The 12,729-nt window shown below is 62.5% G+C and carries 14 protein-coding genes; 5 read left to right on the top strand and 9 right to left on the bottom strand.

The annotated features are described in order from the left end of the window. Positions 1-173: 173 nt before the first annotated feature. Together XARJCFBP2528_RS08515 and XARJCFBP2528_RS08510 are read right to left on the bottom strand one after the other, a co-directional pair. Positions 174-863 carry a glutathione S-transferase N-terminal domain-containing protein gene (locus XARJCFBP2528_RS08515; RefSeq protein WP_026064083.1) on the bottom strand — a complete coding sequence of 230 codons (690 nt, stop codon included), beginning with the start codon at positions 861-863 and terminating at the stop codon, positions 174-176. Between the two features lie 173 nt (positions 864-1,036). Further along, entirely contained in the window at positions 1,037-1,948 is a 912-nt protein-coding gene (locus XARJCFBP2528_RS08510; RefSeq protein ID WP_016901391.1) for an NADP-dependent oxidoreductase, read from the bottom strand. A 170-nt stretch (positions 1,949-2,118) separates the two neighbouring features. On the opposite strand from XARJCFBP2528_RS08510, the gene XARJCFBP2528_RS08505 reads away from it, so the two are divergent. Beyond that, positions 2,119-3,006, top strand: a complete 888-nt coding sequence (locus XARJCFBP2528_RS08505; protein WP_026064082.1) for a LysR family transcriptional regulator — start codon at positions 2,119-2,121, stop codon at positions 3,004-3,006. 380 nt (positions 3,007-3,386) lie between these two features. Beyond that, the gene (locus XARJCFBP2528_RS08500; protein WP_026064081.1) at positions 3,387-4,127 is read left to right on the top strand and encodes an SDR family oxidoreductase; all 741 of its coding nucleotides are present in this window, start codon (positions 3,387-3,389) and stop codon (positions 4,125-4,127) included. Between the two features lie 173 nt (positions 4,128-4,300). Here XARJCFBP2528_RS08500 and XARJCFBP2528_RS22280 read toward each other — a convergent pair whose 3' ends face one another. From XARJCFBP2528_RS22280 to XARJCFBP2528_RS08490, 3 genes are all read right to left on the bottom strand, one after another. After that, positions 4,301-4,459 (bottom strand): type 1 glutamine amidotransferase family protein, encoded by a 159-nt coding sequence (locus tag XARJCFBP2528_RS22280; protein WP_016901385.1) that lies wholly within the window; start codon positions 4,457-4,459, stop codon positions 4,301-4,303. 150 nt (positions 4,460-4,609) lie between these two features. Continuing rightward, positions 4,610-4,909 (bottom strand): YciI family protein, encoded by a 300-nt coding sequence (locus XARJCFBP2528_RS08495; protein WP_026064080.1) that lies wholly within the window; start codon positions 4,907-4,909, stop codon positions 4,610-4,612. Between the two features lie 30 nt (positions 4,910-4,939). After that, positions 4,940-5,509 carry a flavodoxin family protein gene (locus XARJCFBP2528_RS08490; RefSeq protein ID WP_016901383.1) on the bottom strand — a complete coding sequence of 190 codons (570 nt, stop codon included), beginning with the start codon at positions 5,507-5,509 and terminating at the stop codon, positions 4,940-4,942. Between XARJCFBP2528_RS08490 and XARJCFBP2528_RS23315 the strand changes: the two genes are divergently transcribed. From XARJCFBP2528_RS23315 to XARJCFBP2528_RS08480, 3 genes are all read left to right on the top strand, one after another. Beyond that, on the top strand, positions 5,496-5,810 hold the full coding sequence (locus XARJCFBP2528_RS23315) for a hypothetical protein (RefSeq protein ID WP_155410709.1): 315 nt from the start codon (positions 5,496-5,498) through the stop codon (positions 5,808-5,810). The genes XARJCFBP2528_RS08490 and XARJCFBP2528_RS23315 overlap by 14 nt on opposite strands. 144 nt (positions 5,811-5,954) lie before the next feature. Continuing rightward, a complete protein-coding gene (locus tag XARJCFBP2528_RS08485; protein ID WP_230673737.1) occupies positions 5,955-6,839 on the top strand; it encodes a LysR family transcriptional regulator in 885 nt (294 codons plus the stop codon). A 191-nt stretch (positions 6,840-7,030) separates the two neighbouring features. Then, on the top strand, positions 7,031-7,939 hold the full coding sequence (locus XARJCFBP2528_RS08480; RefSeq protein WP_016901380.1) for a LysR family transcriptional regulator: 909 nt from the start codon (positions 7,031-7,033) through the stop codon (positions 7,937-7,939). Between the two features lie 131 nt (positions 7,940-8,070). Here the strand turns inward: XARJCFBP2528_RS08480 and XARJCFBP2528_RS08475 are convergent, their stop codons facing one another. From XARJCFBP2528_RS08475 to yegS, 4 genes are all read right to left on the bottom strand, one after another. After that, complete coding sequence (locus tag XARJCFBP2528_RS08475; RefSeq protein WP_026064079.1) at positions 8,071-8,865, bottom strand: SIMPL domain-containing protein; 795 nt, start codon at positions 8,863-8,865, stop codon at positions 8,071-8,073. Positions 8,866-8,892: 27 nt separating this feature from the next. Continuing rightward, positions 8,893-9,960, bottom strand: coding sequence for a threonine aldolase family protein (locus XARJCFBP2528_RS08470; protein WP_016901374.1), 1,068 nt, complete (start codon positions 9,958-9,960; stop codon positions 8,893-8,895). Then, complete coding sequence (gene trpE, locus XARJCFBP2528_RS08465) at positions 9,960-11,435, bottom strand: anthranilate synthase component I (protein WP_016901372.1); 1,476 nt, start codon at positions 11,433-11,435, stop codon at positions 9,960-9,962. The genes XARJCFBP2528_RS08470 and trpE overlap by 1 nt, the downstream gene beginning before the upstream one ends. Before the next feature lie 257 nt (positions 11,436-11,692). Beyond that, a complete protein-coding gene (gene yegS / locus XARJCFBP2528_RS08460) occupies positions 11,693-12,622 on the bottom strand; it encodes a lipid kinase YegS (RefSeq protein ID WP_016901369.1) in 930 nt (309 codons plus the stop codon). Positions 12,623-12,729: the final 107 nt, after the last annotated feature.

Genomic DNA, 12,729 nt, shown 5'->3' with positions numbered 1-12,729 from the left:
GAGCACATGGCCAGTTGTTGTACCAAACCCCAGGAGCGCCGACGCTGGCCAGGCCGGGATGCGCTTATGAGAATTTCTCAGCAATCACTTATCGCGTCTGGGCATCAGGGGCAGGACCGCAGACAACCATCGTAGAACGCTGCCACATTACCCGGGCCCTGAGGGAGCATTTCTCAGCGTCTGCCAAACATGTGTTGGCGCTCCTCGTCACTGAGCGGCTTTCCGGCATTCGGGTTGACCTGCTCCTTGAGCGCATAAGCACGTTGCACTGCCGGGCGTGCGGCAATGGCGCCCTGCCAGCGCCGCAGATGCGGAAACGCGTCGTAATCGGGCTTCAGGTCGCCGTAGACCTCGAACCAGGGATAGCTCGCCATGTCGGCAATGCCGTACTCGGCGCCAGCGACGAAGCTGTGCTCTGCCAGGCGCTGGTCGAGCACACGATGCAGTCGACGCACCTCGGCCTTGTAGCGATCGATGGCATAGGGAATGGTCTCCTGCGCATAGACACTGAAGTGCGCCATCTGCCCGCTCATCGGACCAAGGCCGCCCACCTGCCAGAACAACCACTCCAGCGCGACAAGGCGGCCGCGTGTGTCCGCAGGCAGGAACCAGCCGGTCTTCTCGGCAAGATACAGCAGGATCGCACCAGACTCGAAAACGCTCAGTGGCGCACCGCCATCGGCCGGAGCGTGATCGACAATCACCGGCATCTTGTTGTTGGGCGAAATCCGCAGGAACTCAGGCGTGAACTGGTCGCCCTTGCCGATGTTGACCGGCTTGAGCGTGTAGTCCAGACCGGCCTCTTCCAGGAACACGGTGACCTTGTGGCCGTTTGGAGTGGGCCAATAGTAGAGATCTATCATCGTCTGCTCCTAGTGGCGTGGCCATTCAAATGCTGACAAAGCCACGGCGAAATGCGGAGCGCGCCTGTACTTCCGGCGGCAGCTGGCCAGGCCTGCATCGCTACGGGATCAAGGCCTGGCCGGCACACGGGCGAAAAATGCAGCGCGTTGCTGCGCTGCTGCAAGGCTCAAGCTCAGCCGAAGGTCACAACGAGCCGTCCGGTGACATGACCCTGGGCACTCAGGTCATGCGCCGCTGCAAGATCCTGCAGTTGAAATGTCTGCGCGACCGGCAATGTAAAAGCTCCCGCGACACACAGCGCTGCGACCTGCTCCAGCACCTTGGTCGCACTCTCCTTGTCCATCGGCTCAAAGGAGGTCTTCGCCCCGTACTGCGGTGCAGTGAGATCGGAGATCGACACCACCTTCGACGGGCTACCGGTGATCACCACCAACTCCGGAATCATTCCAGAATCGACCACATCGAGCGCGGCATGTACCCCTGCTGGTGCGAGTTCGGCAACACGTTGCGAAAGACCCGGGCCGTAGGTGGTCGGGATCGCTCCCAACGAACGTAGATAGTCATGCTTTGGCTCGCTCGCCGTGCCGATGGTGCGGATACCGGCACCACGCGCGAGCTGGAGTGCGGCAGAACCCACGCCGCCGGCGGCACCGCTGACCAATAACGTCTCCCCGGGCTTGACGCCCACCTGATCGATGATGCGTGCAGCCGTTTCGGCGGCGACCGAGAGGCCAGCTGCTTCCTCGAATGTCAGTGCGTCAGGCTTGGCAGCCCACTCATCCAGGATGGCGTATTCCGCCATCGTAGCGTTGCCTTTGCCAAACACGCTCCTGCCCAGCAGTTCGGCCGGGACGCCGTCGCCAACCGCATCGATCACGCCCGAGGCCTCGCACCCGCTTCCTGCGGGAAACGCAAGCGGCATCATTGCATGCATGTATCCGGCACGCAGTTTCCAGTCGATCGGATTGACTGCGGCCGCCCTGACCCGGATGCGAACCTGACCCGGACCCGGCACCGGCTTATCGATCTCTTCGATCTTGAGGACCTCGGAGCCACCATAGGCGTGGAAACGTACTGCTTTCATGCGAGCATTCCTTGAAGACGTGAGTGAATGAAGTGACACCCCGAAGGGCACCGTGAGCTGAGTGCACCGGTGAACCCCGGGAGCCTGTCGACGCCGCCATTGTTTGCCCGCCCAAACCCAGCGCATAGTCCCGAATACCTGGACATGATGTCTTGCAAATGGAACACCCCTTGGATATCGCAGCCCTCGCAGACTTCAATCTTGTCGTAATCCACGGAGGCTTCGGAAGCGCAAGCCGTGCCAGTGGGCAACCCAAGGCCACCTTGTCTCGTCGAGTACGTTCGCTTGAAGAGAGCCTTGGCGTACGCCTGGTTGAGCGGGGCGGCCACAAGCTACGGCTCACGCCGGAAGGCGAAGTTCTACATGCGAGAACATTCGACCCCTTCGGCGAAATCGCCCAGGTGGTTGAGGAGTTGAAATCAGGCATCGGCCGGCCACGCGGTGTGCTACGCATCAGTGCGCCGCTGCTGTTTTCGCATATCGCCATGGGGCGCATCGGCGCAGCCTTCCTGCGCGCGCATCCGGATGTGCAGCTGGAGGTGACTGCGGAAGACCGCCTGGTCGACCTGGTGGAAGACGGTTACGACATCGTGATTCGCTTCAACCCACCGACGGACGACAAGCTGGTTGGCCGGCGTTTTCTCGATGACCAATTGGTGCTTGTCGCTCCGCCGGACTTGAGCCGCCCTCAAGCCGGCGAAGCGGCTGCTTCCGGTATAGAACTCCAGGTCATCACACGCATTGGCCGCAAGGTCATTCCTGCGTGGAAGGTCGTCGATAAAGACGGGCACCTGTGCACCTATCTCCCCAAGCCGGTGCTCTGGTACTCGACGCCACTCCTGATCAGAAACGCGGTGCTGGCTGGTGCCGGTGCAGCCGTGGTGCCGCGCTCCGCCGTGGCTGAAGACATCGCCAGCGGCAGGGTCGCCGAATGGGGCGTCGTGCAGGCACCGCCGCTCGAAGGCTGGGTGCTGCATGCCTCACGTCGCCTTGTAAGCCCCAAGGTGACCGCGTTCGTCGAGTTTCTGTGCGGACATTTTTCCAAAGACATGCTTTAGCGGCTTCCGGTGTCGACGCATCCTCGCTTAGCGGTCGAACAGACGCTCTGGAATGCCTGCTCGTTGATACGCAAACTGCAGCTGCGACTCAAGTGGAACGAAGCAGTCGCCCTCATGCAACGCATTCCTTCACCCCTCGGTTGTTGAATGCCGCAAGAGGACAGCAGTTGTAGCGAAAGAAGCGCCATGGTAGAAAGCGGCTGTCGAAAGAGTGCTGACCGGATGGTAGCCCGGTCGCCGTTCAAGTGAATGGCAACTCCTCCCGCTTCAGGGTATCCGCGACACCTCAGCCCCGGCATGCCGGTAGCGAAGGTGTGGCCGCTGATGCCTGGTTCATCGTCGACATACCTTCTACATTTCTTTGCGAAGGATCCAAGACGATGAAGCTCACACACAACACTATCCTCATCACTGGCGGCGCGACGGGAATCGGTCTTGCCCTGGCAAGGCACTTTGCCGCCGACGGCGACCAGGTCATCATCTGCGGTCGCACTGCATCCTCTCTTGCGCAGGCAAAGGCTGAAGTCCCCGGCGTGATCACGCGCGTCTGCGATGTGGCAGATCCAACCAGCCGCGACGCACTGACACAGTGGCTGCAGGATGAGCATCCCACCCTCAACGCCATCGTCAACAATGCGGGCATCCAGGTCCATCGCGACTTTACGGCCGACCCCGGGATGGACACCCTCGAGCAAGAGGTGGCTATCAACTTCACTGCGCCAATCCATCTGATAAGCCGTCTGCTGCCTTTGCTGCAACGGCAGCCCAACGCCTACATCTTCAATGTCAGCTCCGGCCTGGCGTTTTCGCCGATGGCCGATGTCCCGGTTTACTGCGCCACCAAGGCCGCAATCCATTCGTTTACGCTCAGTCTGCGGCATCAATTGCGGGACACCAGGGTCCGTGTGATCGAGATCGCGCCCCCTATCGTCGATACGGGTTTGGGTGGCAACAAGCGCAGTGGAGGTGTCTCCAACAACATGATGGTCAGCGCAGAAGAGTTCGTCGATGAAGCATTCGTGCAGCTTGAAGCGGGCAAGGACGAGGTTCTGGTCGGCATCTCCGCTAAGACGCGCGAGTTGGGAGAAGCAATGTTCGACCGCATGAACAGCCGCGCATAGTTCGACCTTGCAACTGACTCCGTGATCGCCGTTGAAGGTTGACGCTTGTGCTGAAAGATTGGCGGTGATCTGGAAACGTTCGACCGTCTGCGTTGAGCAAGCGCGTGGCCTCGCACATGCAAGGCCACGCGCCATGCGCTTGATGCTCCATGCACCATCAACCGGAAAAGCACTCAATCGTTTGCCTTGAGTTGCTTGACCACCACCTCGCCGACCGCGCGTGCCGAGAACGGATTCTGGCCAGTGATAAGGCGACCATCAATGACGATCTTTTCGGGCCAATTGGCCGCTGGCTGGTGCAGCGCGCCGCGTTTCACCAGCGTACTTGCCAACAGATCAAGTGCGAAGCCTGTTGGCTCGCCACTATCGCCACGGATCGAATGGCTGGTGACAAACGCAGCGTATCGACTTGACCGCGTGAGACGTTCTTTCGCCGTCCTTGATTCTTGACTGAGTCCCTGTCAATGACAGCGCAGCAACTGTCAGTGACCGCCCGCCGCAAAGAGAACTTCCCAGTTGACGAAAGGCCCGAACGGGATCACGTCCCAATCAATCAGGCCGACTTTGGCCAGAGGGAACTCGGCAAGCGCGGATTTCGCAGCTGCCACCGAATCCGCCTCAGCGATGATCACGACACCGGGGCGATCCTGTCGGAAGTAGATGTCACGGATGACGCCGTCCTTGTAGTGCTGCCAACTATGCCGGACCTCTTCCATCATATGCGGCTGGTACTTTTCCAGGGTTGCGCCCGGCTGCGGAATATCAAGGCAAAGCAATCTCATGGTCAATGTCCTTGGTTGGGGTAAGACGGTTCAAGTGCTGCAAAAGCGGCGGGTCGTTTCAGCAACACGGCGACCCAGATACTCTGCGGTTCTGAGATCACTGGCAGGCGGAGCCAGCTCTGGAGCTTGGTCGTTGTTGGACTGCGTCATCACACCCAGCCAACTCCCGAGACGATTGAGGTCGTCGACTCCTCCGCTGCTGCTACTGTTCCCCGGCATCAGATCCAGGCCCACCCAGATCATCCCGTGCTGCGCGGCAAACAACGCCATCGAGACAAGCGAATTGAGCTTGTCGCCGTGCTGCGCACCAGAGTTGGTGAAGCCTGCCGCGACCTTGTCGCGCCACTTCATGCCCGTCCATGCCGCCTTGGTCGAGTCTTCAAAGAACTTCTTCAACCTCGCGCTGATCATTCCGTTGTAAGTAGGCGATCCAAAAACGATCGCATCACTTGCTTCAAGCGCTATCCAGTCGATCATCTCATCAGCCACTGCAATCAACCGGACATCGACATCGTCGACCTGCCCGGCGCCGCTTGCCACGGCCTCGGCAACCCGGGTGGTATGGCCAAAACCGCTGTCGTACACGATGGAAATCAGCATCTTCCTGCCTGTCAATTATGTGGATGCGGCAATGCTTCTTCGAACGCAAATGAACGAGTCAAGTACGCGTTACGCATCTGCCGCCGCTGCATTCGAGACGTACCTGCAGGACTATAAAGTAGAAGCCAAGCTGGCATTGGTGGCCATTTTTCCAGGGCATGCATCCGCATTTTCTACAATGGCAACGGCTGAGACCTCGCGTAAGATCCATCGAAGTTTCTGCGGAGCAGCGACGACGTGGGCCGGAGAACAATGCACTCCTGAAGTGAGCCAATCGCCAAGTCACCAAGCGACCCAATGAAGAACGATGCAGTAAGACACGCTTTTTTTCCCATCGCCCGTACGGAGTGGCCAGGGCCTGCCATGGTCATCATTCCTACCTCACCCAGCTTGCTTCGAAAGCTGCGAACACAAGGACCATCACGTGCGAAACAGGTTTGATGGTGTGCAGTTGTTCGTCGAGGTCGTTGAGGCCGGAGGCTTCGCCAAGGCAGGCCAGCGGCTCTCACTCACGCGCTCAGCAGTGGGAAAGGCGATAGCGCGTTTGGAGGACCGGCTCGGCGTTCAGCTCTTTCAGCGAACCACCAGATCACAATGCCTGACCGAAGACGGCCAGCAGTATTACGAACGCTGCCTTCGCGCAATAGAAGAGTTGCGGGTTGGAGAAGTCATGCTGGAGAACGGCCAACGGGAAGTGGCCGGCAAGCTCCGCGTCACCCTGCCCGTCCTGTTCGGCCGGCATTGCGTGGCGCCTATATTACGCTCGTATGCACGGCAGCATCCCAAGCTCGAGCTCGAACTGCACCTGAGTGATCGCAGTGTGGATCTCATTGCAGAGGGCTTCGATCTGGCGGTGCGTAATGGAGTGGTAGCAAACGGCTCGTCGTTGCGCTCTCGCCGCCTGCTAAGTCAACGCAAGGTTCTATGTGTCTCCCAGGACTACCTGGCGGCACATGGGGAGCCGCGCACGCTTGAGGATCTGGCAGACCATGCATTGCTTCCATACTGGCGCAATGGTCATGGCCTTGTCTGGCGTCTTCCAAATGCCCAGGGGCAGCTCGTCGACGTTGCAGTCAGCTCACGCATGCGCCTCAACGATCTGGAGGTGATTGCAGCCGCAGCAACAGAAGGCATGGGGCTGGCGTGGCTCCCCTACTGGCTCGTTCGGGAACGGATGCAACGTGGGGAGCTTGTAGAAATCTGGGGAGATCGGCCAAGCACGGTCATGGAATGCAGCGCGGTGTGGCCAGCCATGCAGTATTTGCCGCTGCGATCGCGCCTGGCAATCGACCTGCTCGCCGCGGAGCTTGAGAAGTGGAAAGAGGAATGAACCGTAGCGCGACCGCAGAGATGCGCGCATCCATGAAAGTCGAACCTGGCGTCTGGGCCATGTACGCGGTTGCAACCAAAGAACAGCCGCGAGCTGGGCTCTTGTTTGACGAGACTCAGTCACACAAGTAGTCGTGAATCTGGCGCCCGAATCATCTTCAGCACTACACAGCACACTTCCGATGAAGACAGATGAATCTTAATCGCGCAGACCTGGCCGACTTTGTCTATTTCCTGACCATTGCGCGGCATCTGAGCTTTAGCCGTGCTGCCACAGAGCTTGGGGTGAGTTCTTCAGCACTGAGCCATGCCATCAAGGGCCTGGAAACGCGTCTGGCAGTGAGGCTGCTTCATCGCACCAGCCGCAGCGTCACGCTGACAGCGGCCGGCGAACAGCTGCTACAGGCGATATCTGGGCCGTTTGGAGCCATCGGCGAGGCCATTGAGCTGCTGAACCAGCACAGGAACTCGCCCGCCGGCCGTATCCGGCTCAATGTCATCAACGATGCAGTGCCGCTCCTGCTCGGTCCGGTGCTGCCGATCTTTGCGGAACGCTATCCCAAGGTGGAAGTGGATATTGTTTCGACCAATCGAATGATCGACATCGTCGAGGGAGGCTTTGATGCCGGGATTCGCTACGGTGGAACCGTCCCGGAAGAAATGATTGCCCAGCGGCTATCGCCGGACATCCGATGGGTGGTCGCCGGGGCGCCCACCTACCTCGCACGCCATGGCATACCGCAGCATCCGCTCGACCTTCACCATCATCGGTGCGTGCGCATCCGGCTGGGCAATGACCGCATCTATCGCTGGGAGCTCGAGAAAGGCAGCGAACTCCTGACTGTCGACGTGCCCGGAACCATGACGATTGACGACACCAGGCTGGCCCTGGCCCTCCTCACCGGCGGAGCAGGATTGGTCTATGCGCCCGAGCCAGTGCTGGCTCCGTTACTTGCCGCGGGCACCGCCCGGCTCGTGCTGGAAGACTGGGCCAGCCCTGGCCCCGGCTTTCATCTTTACTACTCGAGCCGACGGCAACTGCCTACTGGCTTGCGCCTGTTGCTTGATCTGGTCCGCGAGCTCGGTCCGCTCGGCAGCTGAAAACCCGTGCTGTCACCAGCCCGAACGTGACTGCGCCCGGCGTGCGCGACCTACAGTTCGCGTGCCCTGGTGGGCAGGCGCTCCCCCATGCCATGGATGCCCTCCTCGCTGACAACCCGCACGGCAGTGACTCATTGCGCGATCAGGAAGACCGCATAGATGTTTTCGGTGTAGGTGATCGTGCCGGTCAGCAGGCTTTCGCCGAGGCCTTGCACCTTGCCATCTGAACCAGGTGGCGGCGGCGGCGGCGGTGGGGGTGCCGGTGGCGAGGGCGGCGAAACCACGGAGCTGGGCGTTGGCGCTGCAGGCGCCGACCAGGTGCCGGCTTCGACGCCGTAGGCAAAACTGGGCGCCACATCGGAGATGCTGTAGATCCCGGTCAGCCGCACGCCGTAGGCGCTGGCCAGCCCTTGGGCGGATTCCCGCGATTGCGTTGCGGCTTCGCGTTTGAGTTCGGCGCGCAGCTTGGCCGCATCGGCGTATGCACTCTGCATCGACAACACCTGGACATTCTCGTTGGCCTCCAGGCCGCCCAGAAAGGCGCGCACGTCCTTCAGGGACGAGAAGGTGCCGCGGATCTTGCGCTCCACGCGGGTCCCCTGGAACACCGACTTGCCATTTTCGTAGCGCGACTGCGGGGAGATCGACAGCGACGAGGCATAGAGCGAATCCATCAGCACGTGGTTGCGTCGCAGGCCGTCCAACACCGATCGGGCGCGCTCCTCGACGAATTTGCGCGCCAGGTCAGGCTGCAGATCGGTGTTGCTGACCTTGAGATCAACGATGAAACGGTCCAGGTCAACCGTGCGATAAGCCTGGCCTTTCACCAACAAATGCGGCTGTGACGGCAGGCTGTTGACCTGCGCTGTCGCGGCGAGCGGCAGCATCAACAGGCTTGCGAAAATCCAGAGGGCAACTCGCTTCATCGAGTTCTTCCTTGATGAGAGAAGTGGTTATGGATGCATGGCCGAATGACTGAGCGCTGCGAAGTCCGCGCAGAGCCGGTCGACCGACGCGGACTTGGTCGCCCACGAGGTCACGAAGCGGATCACCTGACTGCCATCGGCGCGCACTTCCCAGCGCTCGAAGTCGTAGCCTTGCGCCAGCTGCGCGGCCTGCTGCGCGCTGACGGCGATGAACTGCTGGTTGGTTGGCGAGTCGCTGGTGAACTGCGCGCCAGCGGCCAGCAATCCCGCGCGCAGGCGCTGCGCCATTGCATTGGCGTGCGCGGCCAGCTCGAAGAACAGGCCATCTTCGAACAGAGTGGCAAACTGCGACCCCAGCAGCATGCCCTTGGCCAGCAACGCGCCGCGTTGCTTGCTCAGGTAGCGGAAGTCGGCCTGCAAGGCAGGAGTGACGATGACCAGCGCTTCGCCGAGCAATGCGCCGTTCTTGGTGCCGCCGATGTAGAACGCATCGGTCAACGCAGCAATGGTGGGCAGATCCAGATCGTTGCCGTCGGCGGTCAGCGCGGCGCCCAGGCGTGCGCCATCCAGATACAGCAGCAGATCGTGCGCGCGGCAGAAACGCGACAGCGCCTCGAGCTCGGCACGGCTGTAGATGGTGCCGCTCTCGGTGCTGTTGGAGATGTAGACCAGGCGCGGTTGCACCATGTGCTCGTTGCCGTGCACATCCAGCAATGGCTGGATCAGCGCCGGGGTCAGCTTGTCGTGCAACGCGGGCACGGTCAGCACTTTGTGGCCGGTTGCTTCGATGGCGCCGGTTTCGTGCGTGGCGATGTGCCCCGCTTCCACCGCGATCACCGCCTGATGCGGACGTAGGAACGCCGCGATCGCGGTCAGGTTGGTCTGGGTGCCGCCGACCAGCAGATGCACCTCAGCCTGCGCCTGCGCGACTGCGCGGCGGATCAGCGCAGCCGCACGCGCGGTATGGCGATCGGTGCCGTAGCCGGCGTTCTGCTCGGCACTGGCCTGCGCCAAGGCTTGCAGCAAGCGTGGATGCGCGCCCTCGCTGTAATCGTTGCGGAAGCTGATGCACGCAGCGTTGCCCTGCCCGTCCATCACAGCCCCTTGGCCGCCTGCGCGACCGCACGGAACAGCGCGCGGCCCTTGTTCATGGTCTCCTGCCATTCCAGATCCGGGTCGGAGTCGTAGACCACGCCGCCGCCGGCCTGCACGTACAGATACCCGTCCTGGATCACCGCCGTGCGGATCGCGATGGCGGTGTCGGCATCGCCGTGCCAGCCGATGTAACCGACCGCGCCGGAATAGACGTTGCGCTTGACCGGCTCCAGCTCACGGATGATCTCCAGCGCGCGGATCTTCGGCGCGCCGCTGACGGTGCCGGCCGGGAAGGTCGCACGCAGCACATCGCTGTAGTTCAGGCCGGCCTTGAGTGTGCCGGTGACCTCGCTGACGATGTGCATGACGTGGCTATAGCGCTCAATCACGAACTGCTCGCCCACCTTGACCGTGCCCGGTTCGGCCACGCGGCCGACATCGTTACGACCGAGATCGATCAGCATCACGTGCTCGGCGCGCTCTTTCGGGTCGGCCAGCAGTTCGACTTCCAGCGCCTTGTCCAGCTCGGGCGTGGCACCGCGCGGCCGGGTGCCGGCGATCGGGCGCACGGTGACCACGCCATCGCGCAGGCGCGCCAGGATTTCCGGCGAGGAGCCGACCACCTGCGTGCCGCCCACATCGAGAAAATACATGTACGGCGAGGGATTGAGCGCGCGCAGCGCGCGATACACATCCACCGGACGCGCACGGAACGGCACGCGCAGGCGCTGCGACGGCACCACCTGGAAGATGTCGCCGGCGCGCACGTATTCCTGCGCCTTGCGCACCACTGCGTGATACTCCTCGCGGGTAAACGAGGAGTGGAAGTCCGACTCGTCGATCGCGTCGGAAATCTGCGCCTGCGGATACCCGGCGCCGCCCTGACGCAGCCGGTGCGCCAGTTCGTCCAGGCGCCGGTTGGCGCGCACATAGGCCTGCGGCTGGCGCGGGTCGGCGTGCACGATCAGGTATAGCCGATCCTTGAGGTTGTCGAACACCGCCAGCTCTTCGGACAGCATCAGCAGGATGTCCGGCGTGCCCAGCTCATCGGGTTTGTCGCCGCTGCCCAGGCGCGGTTCGATGTACTGGATGCACTCGAAGCCGAACCAGCCGACCAGGCCGCCGGTGAAGCCGGGCAGGCCGTCGAGCTGCGGTACCGAATGCTCGGCGCGCAAGGCGTCCACTTCGGCCAGCGGGTCGGCGACCTCGCGGGTTTCCAGCACTTCGCCGTGCTCGCCGACTTCCAGCGTATGCCCGCGGAAGCTGTACACGCGCCGCGCCGGCAGGCCGATGATGGAATAGCGCCCGAAGCGTTCGCCACCTTCGACCGATTCGAACAGATAGGTGTAGGGGCCGTCGGCGAGCTTCAGATAGACCGACAGCGGCGTGTCCAGGTCGGACAGCACTTCGCGGACGACGGGGATACGGGTGTGACCTTCAGCGGCCTGGCGCTGGAACTGCTCTGCAGTGATCAAGACGACTTTCCTTCCGGGACTCTGTGGCGGGGCGGACGACGGCAACGGGCCACCATCGCCACCAGCGGCGAGCGGAAGAGAAGGAGCGTGGAGTCGTCAAGCGGGACACGTCACTACTGTAGCGCAACTGCCGCGCCAGGGCAGCAGGCGCGAGGCGAAAGCCGCACAAATTGCGAAGCCGATCCGGCCAGCCTAGCCGCCGTACAACCAGCCCCCGCTCTACCGATTCCCCAATCCCGATTCCCGATTCCCCGCCCTCAAACGCTCCGCAACGGGCACTCCACCGGCAAATGCATCCGCAACCGCGCCGGCACGCATTCGATGCGGAAATGCAGCGAGGTCTCCGGCTCGCCATCCAGGTTCAAGGTCAGCGGCTGATGGGCGACGATCTCCAGCCACGGCAGCCGCGCGCGCACGGCGACACGTTCCAGCGCGGCCTGTTTGCCGCCGGTGACCAGGATGCCGAGAGTGGCGGCCACTTCGCCGTTGAGCGCGGGCACGATGGTGACGTCGAGTAGGCCATCGTCGATCAGGGCCTCCGGGCACAGCGCCTGGCCGCCGCCGGCCTGTCGCCCGTTGCCCAGGCCAAGCGCGATGAACTCGCCTTCCCAGTTGAAATCCGGGCCGCTGAAGCGGGCGCTGATCGGGTCGATGCGGCCCAGCCGCGACATGCCGGTGATCAGATACGCCAGGCCACCGAGCATCTTCTTCAGGCCTTCGTCGGTTTCGACGGTGACCTGGGTGCCGAACCCGCCGCTGGCGACGTTGGCGCACCAGTGCGGGCCGTGTTCGGCGTCGATGCGCAGCAGGTCGATCGGCTCGGCGGGGCGCTCGGCGATCAGCGTCAACGCAGCGAGCGGTTCGATCGGCAGGTTGGCGGCGGTGGCGAAGTCGTTGGCGGTGCCCAGCGGCACCAGGCCCAGCGATGGCAGCGTGGCGGCGTCGGCGGTGTGATGCGCCAGCGCGGCGGCCACTTCGCTCAAGGTGCCGTCGCCCCCGGCCGCGATCACGGTGTGGGCGCCGTCGGCAACCGCTTCGCCGACATAGCGCTCGGCATCGCCGTCTTCCCAGGTGACACGCACCTCGAGCTGGATGCCGCGCTTGCGCAGCGTTCCCACCGCCTCACGCAGGTCCAGATTGTCGGTGGACTTGCCGTTGAGGATCAGACGCCAGTGGGACGCGGCCATGCACGCTGCCAATGCTGTGGGGGTGGTGGACGCAGGCTAGCAGCGGCCCGCTGCGCGCATCGTGAATACGCAATGTCGCCGGGCTGTCATCGGCATGTCACCGAGAA

It is taken from the genome of Xanthomonas arboricola pv. juglandis (assembly GCF_001013475.1).
Lineage (GTDB): Bacteria > Pseudomonadota > Gammaproteobacteria > Xanthomonadales > Xanthomonadaceae > Xanthomonas > Xanthomonas arboricola.
The sequence above is the reverse complement of the archived record's forward strand: the minus strand, read 5'-3'. Positions and strand labels throughout refer to the sequence as shown.

Excerpts from the sequence above, each read along its gene's own strand:
- XARJCFBP2528_RS08495 (WP_026064080.1), bottom strand. The coding sequence starts at position 4,909 with ATGAGATTGCTTTGCCTTGATATTCCGCAGCCGGGCGCAACCCTGGAA.
- XARJCFBP2528_RS08510 (WP_016901391.1), bottom strand. The coding sequence starts at position 1,948 with ATGAAAGCAGTACGTTTCCACGCCTATGGTGGCTCCGAGGTCCTCAAG.
- yegS (WP_016901369.1), bottom strand. The coding sequence starts at position 12,622 with ATGGCCGCGTCCCACTGGCGTCTGATCCTCAACGGCAAGTCCACCGAC.
- XARJCFBP2528_RS08500 (WP_026064081.1), top strand. The coding sequence starts at position 3,387 with ATGAAGCTCACACACAACACTATCCTCATCACTGGCGGCGCGACGGGA.
- XARJCFBP2528_RS08470 (WP_016901374.1), bottom strand. The coding sequence starts at position 9,960 with ATGGACGGGCAGGGCAACGCTGCGTGCATCAGCTTCCGCAACGATTAC.
- XARJCFBP2528_RS08515 (WP_026064083.1), bottom strand. The coding sequence starts at position 863 with ATGATAGATCTCTACTATTGGCCCACTCCAAACGGCCACAAGGTCACC.
- XARJCFBP2528_RS08475 (WP_026064079.1), bottom strand. The coding sequence starts at position 8,865 with ATGAAGCGAGTTGCCCTCTGGATTTTCGCAAGCCTGTTGATGCTGCCG.
- XARJCFBP2528_RS23315 (WP_155410709.1), top strand. The coding sequence starts at position 5,496 with ATGGAAATCAGCATCTTCCTGCCTGTCAATTATGTGGATGCGGCAATG.
- XARJCFBP2528_RS08480 (WP_016901380.1), top strand. The coding sequence starts at position 7,031 with ATGAATCTTAATCGCGCAGACCTGGCCGACTTTGTCTATTTCCTGACC.
- XARJCFBP2528_RS08490 (WP_016901383.1), bottom strand. The coding sequence starts at position 5,509 with ATGCTGATTTCCATCGTGTACGACAGCGGTTTTGGCCATACCACCCGG.